21 protein-coding genes are annotated in these 25464 nt (G+C 65.2%); 11 read left to right on the top strand and 10 right to left on the bottom strand.

Annotation, left to right across the window (positions count from 1 at the left end; all coding sequences use genetic code 11):
• Positions 1 to 98: 98 nt before the first annotated feature.
• The gene (locus tag EJC47_RS05225; protein ID WP_126845757.1) at positions 99 to 494 is read left to right on the top strand and encodes a hypothetical protein; all 396 of its coding nucleotides are present in this window, start codon (positions 99 to 101) and stop codon (positions 492 to 494) included.
• Between the two features lie 144 nt (positions 495 to 638).
• On the opposite strand, the gene eda is transcribed toward EJC47_RS05225, so the two are convergent.
• The 8 genes from eda to EJC47_RS05185 all read right to left on the bottom strand — a co-directional run bounded on the left by eda (position 639) and on the right by EJC47_RS05185 (position 8161).
• Positions 639 to 1259, bottom strand: a complete 621-nt coding sequence (gene eda, locus EJC47_RS05220; protein ID WP_033965186.1) for a bifunctional 4-hydroxy-2-oxoglutarate aldolase/2-dehydro-3-deoxy-phosphogluconate aldolase — start codon at positions 1257 to 1259, stop codon at positions 639 to 641.
• A complete protein-coding gene (gene glk / locus EJC47_RS05215; protein ID WP_033965187.1) occupies positions 1256 to 2224 on the bottom strand; it encodes a glucokinase in 969 nt (322 codons plus the stop codon). Before glk ends, eda begins: the two co-directional genes overlap by 4 nt.
• A 2-nt stretch (positions 2225 to 2226) precedes the next feature.
• Positions 2227 to 4044, bottom strand: coding sequence for a phosphogluconate dehydratase (edd, locus tag EJC47_RS05210; protein WP_126845756.1), 1818 nt, complete (start codon positions 4042 to 4044; stop codon positions 2227 to 2229).
• Positions 4045 to 4168: 124 nt separating this feature from the next.
• Positions 4169 to 4879, bottom strand: a complete 711-nt coding sequence (pgl, locus tag EJC47_RS05205) for a 6-phosphogluconolactonase (RefSeq protein WP_126845755.1) — start codon at positions 4877 to 4879, stop codon at positions 4169 to 4171.
• 154 nt (positions 4880 to 5033) lie between these two features.
• Positions 5034 to 6500, bottom strand: coding sequence for a glucose-6-phosphate dehydrogenase (zwf, locus tag EJC47_RS05200; RefSeq protein WP_126845754.1), 1467 nt, complete (start codon positions 6498 to 6500; stop codon positions 5034 to 5036).
• Between the two features lie 86 nt (positions 6501 to 6586).
• Positions 6587 to 7516 (bottom strand): N-acetyl-gamma-glutamyl-phosphate reductase, encoded by a 930-nt coding sequence (argC, locus tag EJC47_RS05195; protein WP_126845753.1) that lies wholly within the window; start codon positions 7514 to 7516, stop codon positions 6587 to 6589.
• Positions 7513 to 7773 (bottom strand): SH3 domain-containing protein, encoded by a 261-nt coding sequence (locus EJC47_RS05190; protein ID WP_126845752.1) that lies wholly within the window; start codon positions 7771 to 7773, stop codon positions 7513 to 7515. The genes argC and EJC47_RS05190 overlap by 4 nt, the downstream gene beginning before the upstream one ends.
• Before the next feature lie 52 nt (positions 7774 to 7825).
• Positions 7826 to 8161, bottom strand: a complete 336-nt coding sequence (locus EJC47_RS05185; protein WP_126845813.1) for a MarR family transcriptional regulator — start codon at positions 8159 to 8161, stop codon at positions 7826 to 7828.
• A gap of 235 nt (positions 8162 to 8396) precedes the next feature.
• On the opposite strand from EJC47_RS05185, the gene secG reads away from it, so the two are divergent.
• The 3 genes from secG to EJC47_RS05170 all read left to right on the top strand — a co-directional run bounded on the left by secG (position 8397) and on the right by EJC47_RS05170 (position 13514).
• Positions 8397 to 8804: a preprotein translocase subunit SecG gene (secG, locus tag EJC47_RS05180; RefSeq protein ID WP_033966389.1), complete on the top strand. Its 408-nt coding sequence runs from the start codon at positions 8397 to 8399 to the stop codon at positions 8802 to 8804.
• A 98-nt stretch (positions 8805 to 8902) separates the two neighbouring features.
• Positions 8903 to 10537 (top strand): CTP synthase, encoded by a 1635-nt coding sequence (locus EJC47_RS05175; RefSeq protein WP_033966388.1) that lies wholly within the window; start codon positions 8903 to 8905, stop codon positions 10535 to 10537.
• 163 nt (positions 10538 to 10700) lie between these two features.
• Entirely contained in the window at positions 10701 to 13514 is a 2814-nt protein-coding gene (locus tag EJC47_RS05170; RefSeq protein ID WP_312845335.1) for a DUF3857 domain-containing protein, read from the top strand.
• 60 nt (positions 13515 to 13574) lie between these two features.
• Here the strand turns inward: EJC47_RS05170 and EJC47_RS05165 are convergent, their stop codons facing one another.
• The gene (locus EJC47_RS05165) at positions 13575 to 14045 is read right to left on the bottom strand and encodes an Hsp20 family protein (protein WP_033966385.1); all 471 of its coding nucleotides are present in this window, start codon (positions 14043 to 14045) and stop codon (positions 13575 to 13577) included.
• A gap of 259 nt (positions 14046 to 14304) precedes the next feature.
• Between EJC47_RS05165 and EJC47_RS05160 the strand changes: the two genes are divergently transcribed.
• From EJC47_RS05160 to EJC47_RS05135, 6 genes are all read left to right on the top strand, one after another.
• The gene (locus EJC47_RS05160) at positions 14305 to 16731 is read left to right on the top strand and encodes a TonB-dependent receptor (RefSeq protein WP_126845751.1); all 2427 of its coding nucleotides are present in this window, start codon (positions 14305 to 14307) and stop codon (positions 16729 to 16731) included.
• Positions 16732 to 17252: 521 nt separating this feature from the next.
• Positions 17253 to 18503 (top strand): lipoprotein-releasing ABC transporter permease subunit, encoded by a 1251-nt coding sequence (locus EJC47_RS05155; RefSeq protein ID WP_126845750.1) that lies wholly within the window; start codon positions 17253 to 17255, stop codon positions 18501 to 18503.
• Complete coding sequence (locus EJC47_RS05150) at positions 18496 to 19170, top strand: ABC transporter ATP-binding protein (RefSeq protein ID WP_126845749.1); 675 nt, start codon at positions 18496 to 18498, stop codon at positions 19168 to 19170. The genes EJC47_RS05155 and EJC47_RS05150 overlap by 8 nt, the downstream gene beginning before the upstream one ends.
• Positions 19167 to 19757, top strand: coding sequence for a GNAT family N-acetyltransferase (locus EJC47_RS05145; RefSeq protein WP_126845748.1), 591 nt, complete (start codon positions 19167 to 19169; stop codon positions 19755 to 19757). The genes EJC47_RS05150 and EJC47_RS05145 overlap by 4 nt, the downstream gene beginning before the upstream one ends.
• A gap of 11 nt (positions 19758 to 19768) precedes the next feature.
• Positions 19769 to 20248, top strand: coding sequence for a glutathione peroxidase (locus tag EJC47_RS05140; protein WP_126845747.1), 480 nt, complete (start codon positions 19769 to 19771; stop codon positions 20246 to 20248).
• Positions 20249 to 20267: 19 nt separating this feature from the next.
• Positions 20268 to 21158 (top strand): aspartyl protease family protein, encoded by an 891-nt coding sequence (locus EJC47_RS05135; RefSeq protein WP_260591479.1) that lies wholly within the window; start codon positions 20268 to 20270, stop codon positions 21156 to 21158.
• Here EJC47_RS05135 and EJC47_RS05130 read toward each other — a convergent pair whose 3' ends face one another.
• Positions 21159 to 21704: an HdeD family acid-resistance protein gene (locus EJC47_RS05130; RefSeq protein WP_126845745.1), complete on the bottom strand. Its 546-nt coding sequence runs from the start codon at positions 21702 to 21704 to the stop codon at positions 21159 to 21161. It abuts the gene before it with no gap.
• A gap of 161 nt (positions 21705 to 21865) precedes the next feature.
• On the opposite strand from EJC47_RS05130, the gene dnaE reads away from it, so the two are divergent.
• Positions 21866 to 25462, top strand: a complete 3597-nt coding sequence (gene dnaE / locus EJC47_RS05125; protein WP_126845744.1) for a DNA polymerase III subunit alpha — start codon at positions 21866 to 21868, stop codon at positions 25460 to 25462.
• Positions 25463 to 25464: the final 2 nt, after the last annotated feature.

The raw sequence follows: 25464 nt of genomic DNA, 5'->3' as shown, positions 1-25464 counted from the left end.
CCCGGCATCCACCGGGCCGCGCGGCATACGGGTGGTTGCCTTGGCAGTGTTCCCAATCTGCTGTACCTCCGGCGGAACAGGCGGTTGGGGAAGCATGGATGTCCTTGTGGCTGAGCATCGCCCTTCAGGCAGCAGAGGCTGCCCCGGTCGCGAAGCCCTTCGATTTGGCCGGGACCACCAAGCCCATCGGGCTAAATGCGCTTCCCAAGTGCGACGATACACTCTCTGCTGACGAAATTGTCGTGTGCGGGCGAAGGCGGGATCAATACCGGCTGCCGCTGCGCGAGGAGCCCGCGCCAGATGCGGATGCTGCGCGCGGGGCGGAGGCGAGTGGCCTGAGCGCCATCACCCCATCGGGTCGCTGCGGAATCTTTGCCGGGGAGCGGCGGTGCAGCAAACGCGAAGCGGCTGCCTACGGCTATGGCAATGGCCGCGATCCGATCACGCTGCTGACGCGCCTGGCCAAGAAGGCGCTTGATCCTGACGGGGAGTGAGGGTGGTGCGCCGCAGATTGTTCTGGTCGCCCCACGCCCGTCATGCCGGGCTTGTCCCGGCATCCACCGCGCCGCGTGTTCTGCGGGCGGTTGTCTTGGCGGGCCGGTGGACCCCGGCACGAGGCCGGGGTGACGGGTGTGCGCTTAGCCCCGCAGCCTGCTCGCCGCGCGCGCAAGCGCTTCCACCTCGGCCATCGAGGCGCCCTTGGGCGTCACCCAGCTACCGCCGACGCACAGCACCGGCGCGAAGCCGAGCCATTCGGGCGCGCTCGTCTCGGTGATGCCGCCGGTCGGGCAGAATTTGCACTGGTAGAACGGCGCGGCGAGCGCCTTCAGCGCCTTCAGCCCACCATTCGCCTCGGCCGGGAAGAACTTGAAGTGGGTGAGGCCAAGGTCAAGCCCGGTCATGATGTCGGCGGCATTGGCGATGCCCGGCAGGAACGGCACGCCTGCGTCGATGATCGGGCGCGCGAGGTGCTGGGTCAGGCCGGGCGAGACGATGAATTCCGCCCCGGCGTCCACGGCTTGGGCAAACTGGTCGGGGTTCACGACGGTCCCGGCCCCGACGATCGCGCCGGGCACCTTCTTCATCTCGCGAATCGCGTCGAGCGCGGCCGGGGTGCGCAGCGTGACTTCGAGCACCTTCAGGCCACCTGCGACCAGCGCCTCGGCGAGCGGACGCGCGGTGGCGGCGTCGTCGATCACCAGCACCGGGATGACGGCGCTGGTCTGCATTACGTCGGCAATGGAGGGCGAAGCGGTCATAAGGTGTACTCCTGGGCATAAGCCGCCGCCGCGCCGAACAGGCCGGGCTGCGGATGGGTGATGAGTTTGACCGGAATCGCGGCCATGCGGTTCTGGAAACGGCCCTTGGCGGCGAAGCGCTCGGCAAAGCCCGAATTGCGGATATGGTCCTTGAGGCGCAGGCCAAGCCCGCCCGCGATGACCACGCCGTTCGCGCCATGCGCCAGCGCGAGATCGCCCGCGACCGCGCCGAGGCTCAAGCAGAAACGGTCCATCGCCGCGACCGCCAGGCTATCCTCACCATCGAGCGCCGCAGCCCAGATCGCCTTGTCGTCAATACGCGGGATGACACGATGTTCGATGTCGGCCAGCGTTTCATAAATGGCGACGATGCCGGGGCCGGAGACGACGCGTTCGGCCGAGACGCGGGTATAGGCCTTGCGCAGGCGCTTGACCAACTGGTCCTCCAGCCCGTCGAGCGGCGCGAAATCGACATGGCCACCCTCGGTCTCGATCACATGATAGCGATCCGGCCCGCGCAGCACCTGCGCCACGCCCAGGCCCGTGCCGGGGCCGCAGACGGTGAGGACACCGTGATCGGGGAAGGGCACGTCCGGCCCGCACAGGTGCAGGAAATCGCCCTGATCGACTTGGGCCACCGCCTGGCCGACTGCGCCGAAATCGTTGATCAGCACGAAGCTGTCGACGTGGAGCCGCTCCTTGATCAGCGGCGGGCGGATCACCCAGGGATTGTTGGTCAGCTTGATCACGTCGCCGCTGATCGGCGAGGCGACCGCGATGGCGGCGGCACGCGGCAGCGCGCGCCCCAATTGCGTGCCGAACGCCTCCCACGCGGTCTGGAAACCGGCATATTCGGCGGTCTTGAGCGTCACCGGCTCGCCCAGCGAGACGACCCGGCCCTCGGCCACTTCGGCCAGCGCAAAGCGCGCGTGCGTGCCGCCAATATCGACCGAAACGATTTCCATGCTTACCATCCCATGCCGGTCAGCAGCGGCGATGCGCCGCGCTCGGCTTCATTGGCGTTCTGGCGGAACAGGCCGAACAGTTCGCGGCCCATGCCGTCGATTTCGCTCGGCATCGAGACGGGCGTGCGCGCCGCCCATTCCGCCGGATCGACCCGCGCGAACAGTTCGCCGGTCACCGCATCGAGCCGGATCACGTCGCCATCGCGGACGCGCGAGAGCGGACCGTCGCCCAATGCCTCGGGCGAGCAATGGATCGCGCACGGCACCTTGCCGCTCGCACCCGACATGCGGCCATCGGTGACGAGCGCGACGCGGAAGCCGCGATTCTGCAGCACGCCGAGCGGGGGCGTGAGCTTGTGGAGTTCGGGCATGCCATTGGCGCGTGGGCCCTGAAAGCGCACGACGACGACGACGTCGCGGTCAAGCTCGCCCGCCTGGAACGCGGCCTGAACCGACGCCTGATCGTGGAACACGCGCGCGGGGGCCTCGATCGTCCAGCGATCCTGCTCGACCGCCGACACCTTGATGCAGGCGCGGCCGAGATTGCCGGTGAGAATGCGGAAGCCGCCCTCGGGCGCGAATGGCGCGGACGCGGCGCGCAGGATGCTCTCGTCGCCGCTCGGGCCGGGATCGACCCACGCAAGCGCGTCGCCTTCGATTACCGGCTTGCGCCCATAATCGGCAAGGCTGTCGCCCGCGACCGTCAGCAGATCGCCGTGGAGCAACCCGGCCGACACCAGTTCGCGAATGACGAAGGGCATGCCGCCCGCCGCCTCGAACCCGTTCACATCGGCCGACCCGTTGGGATAGACGCGGGTGATGAGCGGCACCGCCTTGGACAGGCGATCGAAATCCTCCCAGTCGAGCACGATCCCGGCGCACGCCGCAATTGCGGGCAAATGCAGCAGGTGATTGGTCGAGCCGCCGGTCGCGAGCAGGCCGATTGCGGCATTGACGATCGCTTTCTCATCGACGCACAGGCCGAGCGGGCGATAATCGTCGCCATGCCAGCCATTGGCGGCAAGGCGGTGGACGGCGGCGCGGGTCAGTTCCTGGCGCAGTTTGGTGCCGGGGTTGACGAAGGCGGCACCCGGCATGTGCAGGCCCATCACTTCCATCATCATCTGGTTGGAATTGGCGGTGCCGTAAAAGGTGCAGGTGCCCTTGGAATGATAGGCACCGATCTCGGCTTCGAGCAGCGCCTCGCGGCCGACCTTGCCCTCGGCAAAGGCTTCGCGCACGGCGGCCTTTTCCTTATTGGGCAGGCCAGAGGGCATCGGGCCTGAGGGGATCAGCACCATCGGCAAATGGCCGAAGCGCAAGGCCCCCATCAGCAGGCCCGGCACGATCTTGTCGCAAATGCCGAGCAGCGCCGCGCCCTCGAACACGCCGTGGCTCAGCGCAATCGCGGTGGAGAGAGCGATGGTATCGCGGCTGAACAGCGACAGCTCCATGCCGGGATAGCCCTGCGTCACGCCGTCGCACATAGCGGGCACGCCGCCTGCGACTTGCGCGGTGGCACCCGCCTCGCGCGCCCACACCTTCATCTGCTCGGGGTAGCGATAGTAAGGCGCATGTGCCGAGAGCATGTCGTTATAGGCGGAGACGATGCCGATGTTCATCGCCTTGCCCGAGGTGAGGGCAGGGCGGTCCTCCTCGGTGCCGGCATAAGCGTGCGCGGCATTGGCGCAGCCCATGGCGGGGCGCTCGATATGCGAATCGCGCGCGCGGCCGATCAGGCCGAGATAGGCGGCGCGGGTGGCCTTGGAACGCTCGATCACGCGGTCGGTGACGGCGGCGATTTCCGGGTGCAGGGTCATGAAACTTCTCCGTCATGCCGGGCCTGTCCCGGCATCCACCCCGCAGCGCGTCCCGCGATCGCTGGCCAGGCGGCGCGGTGGACCCCGGGACGAGCCCGGGGTGACGGTGCGGGGCGCGTTGCTGTCACGCAGCCGCCCAGTGAATGTCGACCGGCAATTCGGCATCGGCCAGCACGCGGCCGATCGGGTAAGCCGAGGACGGCCCTTGCTTGATCGCTTGCTCGATCACTTTCTTCTTGGTGTCGCCGGTGACCGCGATGATCAGCGCGCGCGCCGAGACGATTGCCGCGCGGCTCAAGGTGACGCGCGCGACCGGCGCTTCCTTGGGCAGCGGCTCGGGCATCACGCCCAGCGCGCGGCGCTCGTTCGGTCCCGCCAGCGCTTCGTCAAAATCGGGGCCGGGGAAGATCGAGGCGGTGTGGCCGTCGGCGCCGACGCCGAGCAGGCACAAATCGAGCGGCCAGTGCAGATCCTGCATCAGCGCATCGGCCGAGCGCCCGGCGGCCTTGTAATCGGCGGTCGCGGCGGGGACGATCGGCATCACGCGCGCGCCCTTGGGTAGGAAGGTCTTGGCGATCATCGTGACGTTGGACAGCGGATCGCCCAGCGGCACGATGCGCTCGTCGGTCGGCACGATGGTGACGCGCTTCCAGTCGATCTTGGCTTTGGCCAGGCGTTCGTAGATCGGGATCGGCGTCTTGCCGCCCGACAAAGCGATGACGGCGGCACCGCGCGCATCGATCGCCGATTCGATGATGAAGGCAATGTCCCCGGAAACAGCATCCGCCATCTCCTCGGCATCGTCATAATCCCACCATTCGATTTCTTCGCTCATGATCTTTGTCCTTCATCTCCCTCTCTCCGCTTGCGGGTAGAGGGTGGGGGGGAGGGGGAGTGGCGCAGTGCGTCAGACGAATGTCCGCGTCACTGCCCCTCTCCCGCGCTTCGCTTCGCTCGCTTTCCCACTCCCCGGCGGGGAGAGGGGGATTTCAATCGTCCTGCCAGGTCACGCCGTCGCGCTCGGTCAGCGCGATGGCAGCACTCGGGCCCCAACTGCCCGAAGCATAACTCTTGGGTTTCATGTCATTGGCGACCCAACCGGCGCGGATCGCGTCGATCCAGGTCCATTGCGCCTCGACCTCGTCACGGCGGACGAACAGGGTCTGGTCGCCCTCGATCAGATCGAGCAGCAATCGCTCATAGGCGATACGACGGCGCGTGCCGGCAAATTCCGAATCGAGGCTGAGGTTCAGCGGCACTTCGCGCAGGCGGATGCCGTCGCGGTCGAGGCCGGGTTCCTTGGCCATCACCAGCAACTGCACATATTCCTCGGGCTGCAGGCGGATGATCAGCGCATTGGGCTGCAGCAGGCCGCCGCGGTTCGAGAACATCGAATGCGGCACGGGCTTGAACTGGATCGCGATTTCGGAACGGCGCGTGGTCATGCGCTTGCCGGTGCGCAAATAGAAGGGCACGCCCTGCCAGCGCCAATTGTCGACATGCGCCTTGATCGCGACGAAGGTCTCGGTGGTCGAAGGCTTGCCGAGTTCGTCGATATAGCCGCGCACGATCTGGCCGCCGCTGGCACCCGCCGCATATTGGCCGGTGACCGACATCAACGGCGCATCCGCCGGGGCGATCTGGCGCAGCGAGCGGAACACCTTGGCCTTTTCATCGCGGATCGCCGATCCGTCGAAGCGGGCCGGGGGCTCCATCGCGATCAGCGCGAGCAACTGCAGCATGTGGTTGGCAACCATGTCGCGCAAGGCACCAGCGCCGTCATAATAGGCCGCGCGCTCTTCCAGGCCGACGGTTTCGGAGACGGTGATCTGGACATTGTCGATGCCGCGCGCATTCCACACCGGCTCGAAAAAGCTGTTGCCGAAGCGCAGGGCGAGAATGTTCTGGACGGTTTCCTTGCCCAGATAATGATCGATGCGGAAGGTCCGCTCCTCGGGGAAGGCGCTGGCGACCGTATCGTTGATCTCGCGGCTGGAGGCGAGATCGTAGCCGAGCGGCTTTTCCAACCCGATTCGCACGGTTTCCCCGGCGAGGCCCGCCGATTCGAGCCCGCGAATGACCGGTTCGAACAGCGAGGGTGCCGTCGACAGGAAGATGGCAAGGCCACCCGACACATCGCCGACCTTTTCGGCGAGCTGCTTGTAATGATTGAGATCGGTCGCATCGAGCGCCTGATATTGCAGGCGGTCGAGGAAGGTTTTCGCGGCTTTCTCGTCCTTGCGGTCCTCGGGCAGGAACTGGTCGAGTGCCTGCTTGGCGAATTTACGAAAGCTCGCATCGGTATGCTCGGAGCGGGCGGTGCCGGTGATCGTCAGCCCCTCGGGCAGCAGGCCATCGGCGTGCAGGCCATAAAGCGAGGGGAGCAGCATCCGCTGCGCGAGATCTCCGGTCGCGCCGAACAACATCAATTTGGCGACGGGCGTGCGGGTGGGCATGCGAAATCAGCCTCCTGGGGAAGGGGTCACCTAAAGAGGCGAACGCGCGCCGCCAAGGTGAATACGTATCGTAAAGCGGCAAAAAATTACAGCGTCAGCCCCGCCACCGGATCGAGACCCGCCATGATGTTGAGACTTTGCACCGCAGCCCCCGCAGCGCCCTTGCCGAGATTGTCGAGCGTCGCGATCAGACGGGCCTGACCGGTGGCGGCGTTGCCGCACACCCGGACGGTCAGCCGATCCGTACCGGCATCGTCCTCGATACACACAGCGGCGGCATCGGCATCGGCAACGCGGATCAGCGCGCTGTCGGCATAGGCTTCGCGCAGCGTCGATTCGCACACCGCCAAAGTCGGGCGGCGGGTGAACATGTGGAGCGCCAGCGGAACCTCGACAATCATCCCGCGATAGGTGTTCACGACCGACGGCATGAAGATCGGCGGATGTTCGAGCCGGGCGTGCTTCTGCATCTCGGGCACATGCTTGTGCGCGAGGCCAAGGGCATAGGCGCGCGCCGCAGGCGGTGGATTGACGCCCTCATAGTCGGCGATCATCGCCTTGCCGCCGCCCGAATAGCCCGACAGGGCATTGACGCTGATCGCCCAATCGACCGGCACCAGCCCGGCGCGGACCAGTGGACGGACGAGCGCGAGGAAGCCAGTCGGATAACAGCCGGGATTGCTGACACGCTTGGCCTCGGCGATCGCGGCGGCCTGACCGGGTTCGAGTTCGGGAAAGCCATACGTCCAGCCATCGGAGGTGCGGAACGCGGTCGAAGCGTCGATCACGCGTGTGCGATCATTGTCGATCAGCGAAACGGCCTCGCGTGCGGCATCGTCGGGCAGGCACAAAATCACGAAGTCACTGTCGTTCAGCGCTTCGCCGCGCGCCACGGGATCCTTGCGCCGCGCTTCGTCGAGCGAGATTAACGATATTTCGCTGCGTCCGGCAAGCCGCTCGCGGATTTCCAGGCCAGTGGTGCCGTGCGCACCATCGATGAAGACCGAAATGCTCATGCCGCGGGCCATGACAAGGCATCGGCGTCGATATAGCCGACCAGATCCTTGCCCGGCGCGCGGCCCCAGGCACGGCCGCGCACAAATTCCAGTACCTCGAACACGTCGCCAATCTCCAATTCGGCCAACACCGCCGAATCGGGGCCGGGTGCCTCGCGCAAGTCTGCCGCAGCGATCAGCACGCGGGGGACGGCGCAGGCATAATGCGGCGCGAAAACGCGGTCGGCCAGGCGAATATCGGCGAGATCGCGGCGCACCGCATGCCGCCGCGGATCGAGCGCGACCGACGCGCCCTGGAGCGCGAAGCTCCTACGTACTGGCGCGTCGAAGGGCTCGCTGGGGAGCGGGTTGTGGCGTGCTGTCGCCGATGAACTGCCCGAAATCGTCAAGAAACTCTGCCCCCTCGGAGGTACGTGCGACGAAGATATTACGCTTGTCGTTATCGTCGCGTTGACGGCGCAGATAGCCCAGGGTGCCGAGCCTGTTCAAGGCGCGCGTTATAACCGGCTTCGAAACGTTCAGCATCGTAGCCAGTCCGCGCACGGTGTGCGGCCCCGGCTGGAGATATACCAGCAGCAACAGGGCCATTTGCCGATTGGTCAAATCGGGTTCGCCCGACCGAACATAATCGACCAGGGTCTCCATCCATTCGGTGAGGGCATGATTGGTGTGTGAAGCCACGGCAAGTGTCCGCAAATGACGCGATAAAGCCCCACAATTGGGGATATTCCTGCGAACCTAACGCGCCGCGTCGCATCAGGTTTCAGTTCGATTGCGGAATGTTTACAACCAGTCCGACGCGGCGTGCGGTTGATCGCGTGGCGCACCTCGCCTATGTGCCCGGCTTCGCCATTGGCGCTCCAAGGATTCAACCCGCTTCATGTTGCTCTTCCAGTTTCTCCTCGTCGTCCATTTCGTCATTGCGCTGGCGCTGGTGACGGTCGTTCTCATGCAGCGTTCCGAGGGCGGTGGGCTGGGCATGGGCGGTAGCCCGGGCGGCCTGATGTCGGCGCGCGGCGCAGCCGATTTCCTGACGCGGGCGACCTCGATTCTGGGCGGTCTGTTCATCGCGCTCAGCATCCTGCTCGCCGTGCTCGCAGCGCAAGGGCGCGTGGCCAAGGTGGTGGCACCAACCACGCCGCCGCCCGCCGCCGCAACCGCGCCGATCCAGGCACCGGCGCAGACCGACCCGAGCGTTCCCTTCGCCAGCGGCGCACGCAGCGCGCTCGCGCCGACCGGCAACACCGCCGCGCGGGCCGATAACGGCGCAGTTCCGCTCGCTCAATAAGTCGCGCGCGGGCCGTCTTCCGGTCCGCGCACTTTCCCAAAAATATCGGAGTCGCGCGCTTGTCGTGCCACCCCTCTTCACGCTAGGTCTTTTCTCCCATGGCGCGGTTCATTTTCATTACCGGCGGCGTGGTCTCCTCGCTTGGCAAGGGTCTTATGGCGGCATCGCTCGCCGCCCTGTTGCAGGCGCGCGGCTATCGCGTCCGGATTCGCAAGTTCGATCCGTATCTTAATGTCGATCCGGGGACGATGTCGCCCTATCAGCATGGCGAAGTCTATGTGACCGACGACGGGGCGGAGACCGATCTCGACCTTGGCCATTATGAGCGCTTTACCGGCGTCGCCTCGCGCCAGTCGGACAATATCACCTCGGGCCGGATCTATCAGCAGATCATCACGCGCGAGCGGCGCGGGGATTATCTGGGTGCAACCGTCCAGGTCATCCCGCACGTCACCGATGCGATCAAGGAATTCGCGCAAGCAGAGACCGACGATCTCGATTTCGTATTGTGCGAAATCGGCGGGACGGTCGGCGACATTGAATCGCTCCCCTTCATCGAGGCGATCCGCCAGCTGCGCAACGATCTCGGGCGCGGCAATTCGATCAGCATCCACGTCACGCTGGTGCCGTATATCGCGGCGGCGGGCGAGCTGAAGACCAAGCCGACGCAGCATTCGGTGCGCGAACTGGCCGCTTTGGGCGTGCAGCCTGACGTGCTCGTGTGCCGCTGCGAACAGCCCTTGCCCGAAAGCGACCGCGCCAAGATCGCCTTGTTCTGCAACGTGCCCAAGGAGGCGGTGATTCCGGCGCTGGATGCGAAGAGCATCTACGCGGTGCCCGTGCAATATCACCAGGAGGGGCTGGACGACGCGGTGCTCAACGCCTTCGGCATCCTGCCCGGCGGCGCGCCCGATCTGTCGCGCTGGACCGACATCATGGACCGGCTGACCAACCCCGAGGGCGAAGTTACGATCGGCGTCGTCGGCAAATATGTCGGTTTGCAGGATGCGTACAAGTCGCTCAACGAAGCGCTGGTCCATGGCGGGATCGCCAACAAGGTGAAGGTCAATGTCGAATGGATCGACGCCGAGCTGTTCGAAGGGCCCGATAGCGACATTGCCGCGCGGCTCGAGCCGATGCACGCGATCCTGGTGCCGGGTGCCTTTGGTGAACGCGGTGCCGAGGGCAAGATCGCCAGCGTGCGGTTCGCGCGCGAGCGCGAAATTCCCTATTTCGGCATTTGCTTCGGCATGCAGATGGCCTGTGTCGAGGGTGCGCGCGACCTAGCGGGCATTGCCAATGCCAGCTCGACCGAATTCGGCCCGACCGACGAGCCGGTGGTCGGCATGATCACCGAATGGATGACAGCCGAGGGCGTGCAGACGCGCGAGGCAGGCGGCGATCTGGGCGGCACCATGCGACTTGGGGCCTATGACGCCAAGCTCGACGGCAACAGCGTGGTTTCGACCATTTACGGCGGCACCGACATTTCCGAGCGCCATCGCCATCGGTACGAGGTCAACACCGCCTATCGCGAGGCGCTGGAGAAAGGTGGCCTGGTGTTCAGCGGCATGTCGCCCGATGGCATGCTGCCCGAAATCGTCGAGCGGCCCGACCATCCGTGGTTCGTCGGCGTGCAATTCCACCCGGAATTGAAGAGCAAGCCGTTCGATCCGCATCCCTTGTTCGCAAGCTTCGTAGCGGCGGCAGTCAAACAGTCGCGATTGGTCTGATCGCGCCGGTCCGGTGTGGTGGGAGGATTGCTGCAAACTGACAAAGGGGGTGGAGGTGCCTGAAATTGTCAGTCCGCGCCAAAAATCCTTAAAGATTGCACTGGCTTCGTGCCGCCTCCGCCCATAGTCTTGTCTACGGACTTGAAGACGTAAGGGGGATCATTTGCGACTTTTTCACTCGGTGAGCCTGGCGGTTATTGCTGCCGGGATGCCTTCCGTCGCTTTTGCAAGTGAAGCCCCACTCTATCAGCCCGCGCCGGGCTGGATCGTCATGGCCGCGATGCCCGACCTTGCCAAGCTGGACGCAGGCGCGCCGCCGAATTTGATCTTCGACGTCCAGCAACGCATCGAGAATGGGCGCTTATGGGCCTATGTCGATAGCGCGACGCGGATCACGTCGCCCGAGCTGCTGGCGCAGGCAACGTCGCTCGCCTTGCCGTGGGTGCCCGACAAGGGCGATCTGATCATCCACGAACTCTCGATCCTGCGTGGGACCGAGCGTATCGACCTGCTCGCGAAGGGCGAGAAATTCACGGTGCTACGGCGCGAGCAGACGCTGGAGCAGCGCGAACTGACCGGCATTCTGACTGCGACGATGGCGGTGGAGGGGTTGCAGGTCGGCGACGTGCTGCGACTGCGGATGTCGACCACGACGACCGACGCGGCGCTGGGCGGACGGGTACAGACGGTGATGCCGGTGTTCGCCGCACCGACGCGGCTTGGTTATGCCAAAATGCGCTTCTCCTGGCCGACCGCGACGCCGCCCAAATGGAAGCTGCTCGCCGAGGGCGTTACGCTCACCCCGGTGCGCAACGGTGCCTATAGCGAAGTCACCATCCCCCTGCCGGCCCCGAAGCAACCCGAAATGCCTGCGGATGCGCCGGTCCGCTTTCGCCATCCGCCCTTGATCGAACTGGCGACATTCAAGGATTGGGCCGACGTCTCGCGCGTGATGGCCCCGCTATATGCGACGCCCGAATCGACCAATCTGAACGACCCGATCCTGGCCGAGGCCGCCGCGATCATGAAGGCCGACCCGACGCCGATCGGCCGCGCGGAGCGGGCGCTCGAACTGGTTCAGCAGAAGATCCGGTATCTGGCGGTGGGCATGAACGGCGGCAATTATGTCCCGCAAAAGCCGGAACGGACCTGGGCGGTGCGGTATGGCGACTGCAAGGCCAAGACGCTGCTGTTGCTGACCTTGTTGCGGGCGATGAAGATCGAGGCTGAGCCTGTGCTCGCCAATATCGGGCTGGGCGATATCGTGCCCGACCGTCTGCCCAGCCCGATGGCGTTCAACCACGTGCTGGTGCGCGCGACGATCGATGGACAAACGCTGTGGTTGGACGGCACCGGCAGTGGAGCGCGCCTGATCGATATCCACGACACACCGCCGTTCGGCTATGGCTTGCCGGTGCGCGCGGCGGGTGCCGATTTGCTGAAGATCGCGACCCACGCCAACGCCCGGCCGATGGTGGATCTGACGGTCGATGTCGATGAGAGCGCCAGCGTCGATTTGCCGAGTGCCGTGGATGCGGTGGCGGTGGTCCATGGCGGTTATGCGGCGGCGCTGACCCTGGCCAAGACGCAGATGGGGGAGAAAGAAGAACGCGACGCGGTTGGCGGGTTTTTCACCACTTACCTTGGTGAAGGGCAGTTTTCCGATACTGCGATGGTCCCCGATCCCGTTACCGGCGATGTCACGCTGAAGGCGCATGGCGTCGTCAATTCGGCCTGGACGACCGATGACCGCCGGCGCAAGCGCGCGCTGGCGCGGGCGCTCGACAACGTCACCTTCGCGCCGGATCGCAGCAAGGTCGCGTGGGCGACGATTCCGGTGGCGACGGGCGATCCTTACGGGATGCGGTATCGGTTGCGGTTGCGTCTGCCCGACCGGGGGCGCGGCTTCGCGATCGAGGGCGAGCCCGACATGAAAGAGCAAGTCGCCGGTTACGAGATTTCGCGCACGACCAAGCTCGATGGCGGGCTTGTCACGGTTGATGAGCGGATCGACACCATGGGCCGCGAAGTGCCGGTCGCGCGGATCCCGATCGAGCGCGATGCCGTGGCGACGGCAAAGGCGCGGGCACCGCGCCTCGTCGCTCCGGTGGCGACCGCGCGCAAATGGGAGATTGGCACAAGCGATCCTGCCGGAGCCACGCAAGTCGCGGCAATCAACGCGGTCTTGGCCAAGGCGATTGTTGCAACCACCGCCGATGACAGCAGTGCCTATGCAACGCGCGGTTCCTTCCGCGCCAATATCGGGGATCGCGCGGGCGCAATTGCCGATTGGACGAAGGCGATCGCGATCGAACCCTCGATCGACCTGTATTTGAAGCGTGCGGCGACGCTGTACGAACTGGGCGATGTCAAAGCCGCGCTGGCGGACGCCGAGGCGGCGCGGGCGCTCGATCCGTCATCGGAAGCCGCGATCGGTCGTGTGACGATGCTGAAGGCGGAAAGCGGCGATCTGGCGGGCGGGCTTGCGTTGCTCGACCAGCGGATCGCGCTTGGCGGGGAGATGCGACGGACCTTCCGCACCGCCAAGGCCAGCCTGATCGGGGAATATGGCGATCCGGCAGAGGCCATCACGCAGTTCGACGCCTTGATTGCCGACAAGCCGGGCTCGCCCAGTCTGATGAATGCTCGGTGCTGGACCAAGGGTACGCGCAGCGTGATGCTAGATACAGCGGTGAAAGATTGCACCCGGGCAATCGAACTGAGCGAGGACAGCAGTGCCGCGCTGGATAGCCGCGCGATGGTGTGGTTCCGACTGGGCCGGTTCGATGACGCGCTGGCCGATCTCGATGCGGTTCTTGCCGCTGAGCCCGGCCAGGCCGCCAGCCGCTTCATGAGGGCAATCGTGCTGCAAAGGCTCCACCGCGACGCCGAGGCGGCAAGCGAGTTGAAGATCGCCCGCCGGATCGCGCCCAGCATCGATCGGCATTATGCGCGGTACGGAATCAAGGCACGGTAAAACAAACAAAGAGGGGAGATGGCCGAGCCAAAGTCCGGCCACCTCCCTTATTCTTCAGCGTTACGCCGCCTGCGCCGCGCCTTTGTCCTCGACCGCGACCAGCGGTGTGCCGGTCTTGATCGCGATCGTCTTGGGCTTCATCGCCTCGGGCACTTCGCGGACAAGGTCGATGGTGAGCAGGCCATCGTTCAGCCGGGCGTCCTCGACCCGCACGAAATCGGCGAGTTCGAAACGGCGCTCAAAGCTGCGATTGGCGATGCCGATGTGGAGGAACGAGGAGGTCGCGGCCTCTTTCTCGTCCTTGCGGCCCTTCACCTGCAGCAGATTCTGTTGCGCGGTGATCTCGATCTCGTCGCGGCCAAAGCCTGCCACCGCCAGCGTGATGCGATAGCGGTCGCCGTCGAGGCGTTCGAGGTTGAAGGGCGGATAATTGTCGGCGCTCTGCTGCCGGGCATTGGCTTCGAGCATGTCGAACAGCCGGTCGAAGCCGACGGTCGAGCGGCGATAGGGGGTCAAATCGAACTGACGCATGGTGAACTCCTTTACAAGCGAGTGTCGGTACGTCGAGCCGGGCCCGCCACCTGCGCGACCCTGCCCGGTGCGGCCCCAAGGGCACCACACGCGCAGAATCTGGTTCGCTTTGGCCTGAGTTCAAGACCCACCGGTACAGAATTTCATGGTGCTAAAGACCAGCTTTGGCGCGGCAAAGAAGGAGAGGGCGTGAATATCCCCGTGAATGATGGGCATTGTACGCCGACTCGGGGCAACGCCCGGGAACAAGGGGACGTTCATGCTCGCGCACTTGCCGCTCATTCTGCTTGCCCATGCGACGCTCGCGCCACCTTCGACGCCGCCGGAACCCGCTGCGCCGGAGGTGACGGATAGCGATGCACAGGGCAATGCGGGGGATATCGTGGTCACCGCACGCCGCCGCGCGGAAACCGAGCAGACCGTGCCGATCGCGCTCTCTGTGCTGAGCGGGCGCACGCTGGCCGATAGTGGCGCGTTCAACGTCAACCGGTTGCAGCAGCAAGTTCCCACGCTGCAATTCTATTCGAGCAACCCGCGCAACTCGGCGATCAACATTCGCGGGCTGGGCGCACCGTTCGGGCTCACCAATGACGGGATCGAGCAGGGCGTCGGTTTCTATATCGACGGCGTCTATATCGGGCGCGTCGGGGCATCGACCTTCGATTTCGTCGATGTCGACCGGGTCGAGGTGCTGCGCGGGCCGCAGGGCACGCTCTATGGCAAGAACACGACCGCAGGCGCGCTCAACATCACCACGCGCGCGCCGAGCTTTACGCCCGAGGCGCGCGCCGAACTGAGCGTCGGCAATTATGATTTCGTACAGGGCAAGACTTCGATCTCGGGGCCGATTACCGACACTTTGGCGATCCGCCTGTCGACCTCCGCGACGACGCGGCACGGCACGATTTACGATGTGGCCAGCAACACCGATCTCCACCGCCAACGCAATATCGGGTTTCGCGGGCAAGTGCTGTACAAGCCGACCGCCACGCTCAGCCTGACGCTGGCAGGCGATCTCAACGTGCAGAACCCATTGTGCTGCGCGCAAATCTATGCGCGGGTCGGCACCACGCAGCGCGCGGCGAACCGGCAATATCCGGCACTGGCGGCGGCGTTCGGCTATGCCCCGCCCAGCACCAACCCGTTCGATCGCGTCACCGATCTCGATGCCAAGATCAATTCGCGCCAGGAAGTGGGCGGGGCGTCGCTCGTCACCAATTGGGATTTGGGGCCGGCCACGCTCACCTCGGTGTCGGCATGGCGCTATTGGGACTGGAAACCCGCCAACGACCGCGATTTCATCGGCCTGCCGATTACCACAGTGTCGCAGAATCCGTCGCAGCAGGAACAGGAATCGCAGGAAATCCGGCTCGCGTCGAACGGGACCAACAAGCTCGATTACACGGTTGGCGCGTTCCTGTTCCATCAGACGATCAATACACAGGGGTCGCAAGTGCAGGGATCGGCGGCGAGCCGTTTCCTGCTCAACCCCGGCAACGTTCCGGTGGGGTCGCGCGGGTGCGCGTCCCCGACCGCCAATGCCTGCAATCCGGCGGTGCTGAACGGGTTGACCTCGACCAATACGATCAATTTCAAGAACACCAGCTTTGCGGTGTTCGGCAAGCTCAACTGGGAAGCGTTCAACCATTTCCACGTCCAGCCGGGCCTGCGCGTCAATTATGACAAGAAGAGCGGCTCCTATGTCTCGGTCGTCACCACCGGCAGCGGCAGCACCACGCTGAATGCTGACCAGTCCGCCACGCTTGCCCCGCAAAGCTATGCGCCGCGTTTCAGCGCGTGGAACGTGTCGGGGGACGTGACGCTGTCCTATGATTTTTCCGCCGATGTGCATGGCTATGCAACCTATGCGAAGAGCTTCAAATCGGGCGGCATCAATTTGTCGGGCCTGCCGCTCAATGCGGCGGGGACGGCGGTGGACCTCACCACGCAGACGGTGAAGCCCGAAAAGGTCGATGCGTTCGAACTGGGCCTGAAGACGCAATTTCTCGATCGCAGCGTCACGCTGAACGTCGCCGGGTTCTGGACCGAGATCGCCGATTATCAGGCAACGGTGAACAACGGCCAGTTGACCGTGATCCGCGGCTATCTCGCCAATGCCGGCAAGGTGCGGTCGCGCGGGGTGGAGTTCGACGCCAGCTTCCGCCCGAGCAAGCGTTTCAACCTGTATCTCAACGGTGCCTATACCGATGCGATCTACCAAAAATTCACCAACGCACCATGCCCGCCCGAGCTGTCCGGCGGCACCGTGACGACGGGTACGCCTGGTCCGGCCGGGGTGCCGGGATCATTGAGCCCGGTGGTGTGCGATATTTCGGGGCAGCGTCTGCCCGGCATTTCGAAATGGTCCTTCTCTTACGGCGGCGAATATAATGTGCCGGTCGGCGGTGGGGACGGACAGGTCTATTTGGGCTATGACGGCAGCGCGCGCTCGCGCTTCTCGTCCAATCCATCGCCTTCGGCTTACACCTGGATCGAGGGGTATTCGCTGTCCAACTTCCGGCTTGGCTATCGCAAGAAGGACTTCAACGTCTTTGCCTGGGTGCATAACGCGTTCGACCAGGATTATTTCGAATTGCTGTCGACGCAGTCGGGCAGCACCGGACTGATCGTCGGGCAGCCGGGCGACCCGCGGACCTTTGGCGCGACGATTTCGGCATCGTTTTGAGGCGTAGCCGTCACCCCGGCCTTGTGCCGGGGTCCACTCCGCCGCTTGGAGAACGTGCGGAGTCGAGCGACGCGGCTGCTGCACGGTGGACCCCGGCACGGGGCCGGGGTGACGGGGGCGGGGAGGTGTGACGGGAGGAGCGCCGACGGCAAAGCCGCCGTCGGCCGGGTTCGCCCAAGGCGACCCGCCGTCCGATTTGGGCGATCCGCTGTGCGGACCGGTGGCCAGCATGGCCACCTTCGCCCAAACGCAAACGTCCGGGCCGTTTCCGACCCGGACGCCTGCGTGACGATCGCTCGTCAGCCCCCATCTCGCTCTCGCTGCACACCTTGCGGCGGCGCTGAAAGCATTCCCCGAACCACGGCCGTTGCCTGTGTGTCAGTGACAGAAGCGTTAAGTGTGAGTGAGCGGCTTGTCATGGGGAATATGGCCGATCCGTAGCGATTGCGGCGCTGCTGTGGCGGTTGCGCAACAGGGGGCAACAGTTGCCAGCGCGGCATGTGCGCCGTAGAGCGGGCTCCATGATCCTCTCCCGCTATGAACGCATGATCGCCCGGCGCTATCTGCTGCCCGGCAAAGGCGAGGGGTTCATTTTCCTCGTCGCTGGAATCAGTTTGGTCGCGGTGATGCTCGGCGTCGCCGCGCTCGTCATCGTGATGAGCGTTATGAACGGCTTCCGCGCCGAACTGTTCGACAAGATCGTCGGGCTCAACGGCCATGCCGTGGTGCAGGGCTATGCCGGGCAGTTGCGCGACTGGCGCGATATCGTCGCGCTGGCCGACAAGACGCCGGGCGTGACCAGCGCCACGCCGATGATCGAGCAGCCGCTGATGACCACCTATAACGGCCGCGTCGAAGGCATCCTGCTGCGCGGGATGCAGGTGTCCGATATTCGCCGCAACAAGACGATCGGCAGCAAGGTGGTGATGGGTTCGCTCGCGTCGTTGAAGCCGGGCAGCGGCGTGGTTGCGATCGGATCGGGCCTGGCCGACCAATTGGGGGCGGTGGTCGGCAGCCAGATTTCGCTGATCAGCCCGCAGGGGCAGACCACGCCGTTCGGCACGGTGCCGCGCATCGTCAGCTATACCGTCGGCGCGATCTTCACGATCGGCGTGTACGATTATGACAAGGCCTATGTCATCATGCCGATGGAGGACGCCCAGACGCTGCTGATGATGGGCGATTCGGTCGGCATGATCGAAGTGCAGACCAACAATGCCGATCGGGTCGGCCAGATCCTCGCCCCGCTCGCCAAACAAGTCGGTCAGCGCGCGGTGATCCAGGACTGGCGGCAAATGAACGCGCAATTGTTCGAGGCGCTCTCGGTCGAGCGCGTGGCGATGTTCACCGTGCTGTCGATCATCATCCTGGTTGCGGTGTTCAACATCCTGTCCTCGCTGATCATGCTGGTGCGCGCCAAGACGCGCGATATCGCGATCCTGCGCACGATGGGGGCGAGCCGGGGGGCGATGATCCGTATCTTCATGACGGTCGGCACCACCATCGGCGCGCTGGGCGTCGTCGCGGGGTTGATTCTTGGCTTCATCTTCCTGCACTTCCGGCAAAATATCGTCGATTTCGTGCAATTGGTGACAGGGCAGAACCTCTGGGATCCCTCGATCCGCTTCCTCACCGAATTGCCGTCCAAGACCGATCCGCTCGAAGTGACCGTCATTTCGCTGATGGCGCTGCTGTTCAGCTTCCTCGCCACGCTCTACCCCGCGCTCAAAGCGGCGAGCACCGATCCTGTGCAGGTATTGCGCTATGAGTGAACCCGTCCTCAGCGTTGCCGGCCTGACGCGCGCGTTCAGCCAGGGCGGCGAAACCATCGAGGTGCTGCGCGGGGTCGATCTCCATGTCGGCGCGGGCGAGATCGTCGCGTTGCTGGGTCCGTCCGGCTCGGGCAAATCCACGCTGTTGCAGGCGGTCGGGCTGCTCGAAGGCGGCTTCGGCGGGTCGATCCGCATCGCGGGCGAGCAAGTCGCCAAGCTCGATTCGGACGGGCGAACCCGCGTGCGGCGCGATTCGCTCGGTTTCGTCTATCAATTCCATCACTTGCTGCCCGATTTCAACGCGACCGAAAATGTCGTGCTGCCGCAGTTGATCCGCGATCGCACCCACGCCCAGGCGAACGAACGCGCGACGGCTTTGCTCACCGCGCTTGGCCTCGGCCACCGCCTGACCCACCGCCCCAGCCAATTGTCGGGCGGCGAGCAGCAGCGCGTCGCGGTCGCCCGCGCGCTCGCCAACCAGCCCGCTCTGGTGCTGGCCGACGAGCCGACCGGCAACCTCGACGAGGCGACCGCGGACGTGGTGCTGGCCGAATTCCTGCGGCTGGTGCGCGGCGAAGGCTCGGCGGCGTTGGTCGCGACGCATAATGAGCGCATGGCGCTCAAGATGGACCGCGTGGTGCGCCTGCACGAGGGGCGGCTCGCGTGAGCGCCTGGACCACGCCCCCAACACTCACCGGCGATCACGTCACGCTGCGCCCGACCGTGGTCGACGATCGCGACGCCATCGTCGCGGCGGGGGCGGATGGGAAGATCAGCGACTTGTTCTTCACCAACGCCTCGACGCTGACCGACCCCGACGCCTTCATGGCGGCGCTGTTCAAGGAGCGGGATTTCGGGCGGGCAATGCCGTTTACCGTCTGCACCCCCGATGGCCGCGTGGTTGGCCTCACGCGCTATATGCGGATGAATGCTGCCCATAAGCGGCTGGAGATTGGCGGCACCTTCTACGCCAAGTCGGTGCAGCGCACCGGTGTCAACACCGAGGCGAAGTTGCTGCTGCTCGCCCATGCCTTTGAGGTGATGGGCTGCAATGCGGTGCAGATCCGCACCGACTGGTTCAACAAGCGTTCGCAAGCGGCGATCGAGCGGCTGGGGGCCAAGCGCGACGGCGTGCTGCGCAATCATCAAGTGATGGATGGTCGCGTGCGCGATCTTGTGGTCTATTCGATCATCGCCAGCGAATGGGCCGGGGTGCGGCAGAATCTGCGCTTCCTGCTCGCGCGGCACGCCTGAGGAGCTCGATCATGCCCGCCATCACCGATCTCACGGTTAAAGCCGCCGACGGCACGGCGGTCGACCTGTCGGCTTATGCGGGCAAGGTGCTCCTGATCGTCAACACCGCCTCCAAATGCGGCTTCACCCCGCAATATGAAGGGCTGGAGGCGCTGCACCGCCAATTCGGCGATCGTGGGTTTGAGGTGCTTGGCTTCCCCTGCAACCAGTTCGGCGCGCAGGAGCCGGGGGACGCTGCGGAAATCGCCAATTTCTGCTCGCTCACTTATGACGTAACCTTCCCGGTCTTCGCCAAGGTCGACGTCAATGGCACCAATGCCGATCCGCTGTTCGTCGCGCTCAAGAAGCAGGCACCGGGGATCCTTGGCACCGAGGGCATCAAGTGGAACTTCACCAAATTCCTCGTCGGCAAGGACGGGCAAGTGTTTGAACGCTATGCGCCGACGACCAAGCCCGAGGCGATTGCGGCGGATATCGAAAAGCTGCTCTGAGAGGTACGTCGTGGGCGGTATGGTTTTGACGCGCTACTCGGTGGCGTTGGGGTCAGCGATAGCGATGGTGGTGGCGTCGCCCGTCATGGCGGAAGCTATCCCTGAGCGCTCCATCGCGATCGAGCGACCGCAGCAGCTCGATGGGCATCCGGTGGGTGCGCAGTTGCCGATCGTGACGCTGCGGATCGGCGGCACTTCGCTTCGCTTTCTGTTCGACACGGGTGCCTCCGAAATCGTGCTGAGCGAGCGTACTGCGACCCAGCTCGGGCTGAGCGGGGCGACGACGCAGACCGGCACCGATAGCGGCGGCGTCGCCGTCGCCGGGCGCTATGTGACGGGTGTCGATATCGCGACGGCGGAGGGCGCGCCGCTTCGCCATGTGGACCGTGTGCTGGCGATGCCGCTGGGGCCGCTCGAGGCGCTAGGACTGGCGGGCGTTATCGCTCCGCAGGCACTGGCCGCCACGGGGTGTGTGCGCGTCGATTTTCGCGGTGGCGTGGCGACCGTGGCGGACGCGGGTGCGGTGGCCTGCCGTCCTCTGGCCAAGGGCGCTCGGGTTGCGGCACCAGGCTGGCGCGGCGATGGGCGTCCGCATGTTCCGGTCGGCGTGGGGGAGGGGGCCGATACGCCGTTTTTTCTGGTCGATAGCGGTGCCTGGCGCAGTGCGATCCCGGCCACTGCCGCCACCCGTCTTCCCCGGCTGCGGACCGCGCAGAGCCGCGGGGTTGGGGGGAAGACGGTGACCATGGATATCGTCGGCCCCGTTACCCTGAAGGTGGGCGACGCCCCGCAACCGTTGCCGGAGGCGGCGGTGGTCGAGGGGCGTACCACCGGAGTTTTGGGGTTCGATCTGCTATCGGGCATGACGCTGGTGCTGCATGCCGATGGGGCCTTTTCGATCGGCGAGTGATCAGCGCCCGCGCGTGCCGATCGCCTGCAGCGTGGCGGTGATGCCGCTGAACAGGAAGCTGATCCCGAGCACATAACCCGGCAGCGTCAGCGCGGTGAAGGGGATGCCCCAGATGATCCACACCGCCAGCACGATGTTAAGAATACCGAGCAGGATCAGGCTGATCCCGAAGCGCCGGAAGCGCGTGCCGATCGCGATTTCGATCACGCCGCGCGCGGTCAGCCAGATCGCGATCAGCAACGTCAGCGAGACCGCGCCGCTTGCGGGTTCGACGATGATCCACGCGCCGATCGCCAGCGAAAGGATGCCGCTCAGCAAGGTGTAAGCGGAGAAATGATGGCCGCGCAGGCCGAAGCTCGCGACTACCGCGATCGCACCGGTCGCGATCAGGAAGGACCCGGCGAGCAGCGTGGCGGTCAGCGTCGCGCTGACCGGCCAGAGAAATGCGGTGATGCCGACCGCGATGCTGAGGAGGCCGTAAGCCAGTAGCCAACCGGTCCCGACGCGAGCGGATGTGGTGGACGAACCGAAAGTCGTGTCGCTCATGTCTGTCTCCAGGGTGAAGTGCACGGGGGGGCGTTGAACAAGCTGATTTTTATATCAGAACGCCGATCGTGTCAGGCGCACTATACGTAAGTTTACGGGCAACGCGGCCGCTGCCGAGTTCGCAGCTTTACGAATCGGCGCGTTGGGCGCTACCAACCGGAATGGCCCATTCCGCGTTCGTACCCCTTCGGATCTTCTCTTCCTACACCATGCTCGATGGCGCGATCGAGCCAAAGGCGATTGCCAAACGCGCGCAGGAACTGGGCTTTCCCGCCGCCGCCTTGACCGACCGTAACGGCCTGTACGCGGCGATGGCGTTTGGCGATGCCGCGCGCGCGGCGGGGGTGCAGCCGGTGATCGGCACGATGCTGGGCGTCGCTCGCCCCGATATGCCCGAGAATGCACCGCCCGTGCTCGACTGGATCGCGCTCTACGCACAGGATGAGGATGGCTATCGCAATCTGTGCGTGCTGGTATCGCAAGCGCATCTCGATCGCCCGCTCGAACTCGCGCCGCACGTCCCCTTCGCCGCGCTGGAGGGCCGCACCGACGGCCTGCTCGCGCTCACCGCCGGTCGTGAAGGTGCCCTGGCGCGGCTGTTCGCCGAGGATCAGCCCGATCGCGCGCTGGCTTATGCCGATCGCCTGCAGGCCTTGTTCCCCGACCGGCTCTATATCGAGCTGACCCGGCGGCTCGATGAGATCGAAGGCAAGGCCGAACCGGCGCTGCTCGATCTCGCTTATGACCGCAATCTGCCGCTGGTCGCGACCAACCCGTGCTGCTTCGCCACGCAGGATTTCAGCGAAGCGCACGATGCGTTGCTGTGCATCGCCAATTCGACCTATGTTGCCAGCGAAGACCGGCCGCGCACCTCGCCGGACGCGTGGATGAAGCCAGCCAAGGACATGCGCGAGCTGTTCGCGGACTTGCCCGAGGCGATCGCCAACACGCTGGTGGTGGCGCAGCGCTGCGGCGTCGGCGCGCCCAAGCGCAAGCCGATCCTGCCGAGCCTCGCCGGCGATCCCACCGCCGAGGCCGCCAAGCTGCGCGAGGATGCCCATGCCGGGCTCGAGCGGCGGCTCGACCGGATCGAACAACTCGCGGTTTCTGCTCCCCTCCCGCTTGCGGGTGTGACTGGGGGAGGGGAGTCTTCTGCGGCTGGTTCAGGCCCTCCCCCAACCCCTCCCGCAAGCGGGAGGGGAGATTCGGACTGGCGCGAGCCGTACCGCAAGCGGCTCGATTTCGAGCTCGACGTCATCATCCAGATGGGGTTCCCCGGCTACTTCCTGATCGTCGGGGACTTCATCAAATGGGCGAAGGATCATGACATCCCGGTGGGGCCGGGGCGTGGTTCGGGCGCGGGCTCGGTCGTCGCCTGGGCGCTGACCATCACCGATCTCGATCCGATGAAACTCGGCCTGCTGTTCGAACGCTTCCTCAACCCGGAACGCGTGTCGATGCCCGACTTCGACATCGACTTTTGCGAAACGCGGCGTGGCGAGGTGATCCGCTACGTCCAGGAAAAATATGGCCGCGACCAGGTCGCGCAGATCATCACCTTCGGAAAGCTGAAGGCGCGCGCGGTGCTCAAGGACACCGGGCGCGTGCTGCAAATGGGCTATGGCCAGATCGACCGGCTCGCCAAGCTCATCCCCAACCTCCCCGCCGACCCATGGGACCTCAAACGCGCGATCGACGGCGTGTCGGAGCTGCACAGCGAATATAAGAACGATCGCAGCGTGCGGCATTTGCTCGATCTGGCGATGAAGCTCGAAGGTCTGCCGCGCCACAGCTCGACCCACGCGGCGGGCGTGGTGATTGGCGACCGTCCGCTCGCCGATCTCGTGCCGCTCTACCGCGATCCGCGCTCGGACATGCCCGTCACCCAGTTCGACATGAAATATGTCGAAGGGGCGGGCCTCGTGAAGTTCGACTTTCTCGGGCTCAAGACGCTGTCGGTGCTCAAGAAGGCGATCGACCTGTTGGCTGCGCGCGGCGTGGTGGTCGATCTTGATGCGCTCGAATGGGATGATGAGGGCGTCTATAAATTGCTGCAAAAGGGCGACACGGTCGGCGTGTTCCAGTTGGAATCGGAAGGGATGCGCCGAACGCTCTCCGCCGTCCGCCCGTCCAATTTCGGCGACATCATCGCGCTCGTCTCGCTCTACCGTCCGGGGCCGATGGACAACATCCCGATGTTCGGTCGCCGCAAGAACGGGCAGGAAGAGATCGCCTATCCGCACCCGCTGCTCGAAGGCATCTTGTCCGAAACCTACGGCATTTTCGTCTATCAGGAACAGGTGATGCAGGCCGCGCAGATCCTGGCCGGCTATTCGCTGGGGCAGGCCGACATGCTGCGCCGCGCCATGGGCAAGAAGAACCAGGCCGAGATGGACGCCCAGCGCGCGCACTTCGCCGAGGGCTGCAAGACCATCAACGGCATCGATGCCGCCAAGGCCAACGAGCTGTTCGACTTGATCGACAAATTCGCGGGCTACGGCTTCAACAAGTCGCACGCCGCCGCCTACGCGCTGCTCTCCTATCAGACAGCATGGCTGAAGGCGCACCACCCGCACGAATTCTTCGCCGCCTCGATGTGCTTCGATCAGGCGCAGACCGACAAATTGAGCGTGTTCATCGACGATATGCGCCGCCTCGGCGTCGCCATCCTGCCGCCCGACATCAACCGCAGCGAGGCCGAATTTTCGGTCGAGGACACTGGTGTTGCCGAGAGCGGCGGCCTCGCGGTGCGCTATGCGCTCGCCGCGCTCAAATCGGTCGGCGAAGGCGCGATGGAAAAGCTCGTCGCCGAACGCGAAGCGGGCGGGCCGTTCGACTCGATCGACGATCTCGCGCGCCGCATCGATCCGCGCATCCTCAACAAGCGGCAGCTGGAAACGCTGGCGGCGGCGGGCGCGTTCGATGCGTTGAACGACAATCGTGCGGGCATCGTGGCAAGCGCCGAAACCATCCTCGCCACCGCCGCGCGCATCCACGATCAGAAGGTCAGCGGGCAGGGCGGGCTGTTCGGCACCGCCGAAGCCTCCGAGCCGCCGATCAAGCTCCCGCTCTCCGCCCGCTGGACCATGGCCGAGCGGATGGACCAGGAGCGCGAGGCGTTCGGCTTCTATTTCTCGGCGCATCCGGTCGACCGGCACAGCCACTTGGCCAAGCTGCACGGCGCGCGCAGCTTCGTCACGCTGGGCGAGCTCAACATTCCCGATGACGGCACCCGCGCCGGTGCGACGATGGCGGTGCTGGTCGAGGATGCGCGCTGGCGCACCTCGGCGCGCGGCAAGCGCTATATGATGGCGACGCTGTCGGACCCGTCGGGCCAGTTCATGGCGACCTGCTTCGATGATGCGGTGGCAGCCGAGCTGGAGGAATGCGCGCGCACCGGTGGCTGCGGCCTGGCGACGGTCGAGCTCGACCGCCGCCCAGGCGAGGAAACCCCGCGTGTCTCGGTCAAGCGGCTGCAATCGTTCGAATCGCTCGCTTCCAACGCGCGCTTCTGCCTGGAACTGTCGGTCGATGCGCCGGGCGCGATGGCGGCGCTCGCCAGCATGCTGTCCGAAGCGCGCGGCGCACGCGGCGAGATATGGGCGACGGTGACGGTTTCGCCGGGCGAGACGACCCGGGTGCTGCTCGGGCGCGACTTCCTGCTCGACGGGGAGCTTGCGGCGCGGATCGAAGCCTTGCAGGATGTCTCGAACGTAGTGCTGAGAACCGCAGAGGCGCGGCTGGCACTGGTCGGATAGTA

The organism is Sphingomonas sp. TF3, assembly GCF_003985085.1.
Classification (GTDB): Bacteria; Pseudomonadota; Alphaproteobacteria; order Sphingomonadales; family Sphingomonadaceae; genus Sphingomonas.
Note: the sequence above shows the minus strand (reverse complement) of the source record. Positions and strands in the feature narration are given on the sequence as shown.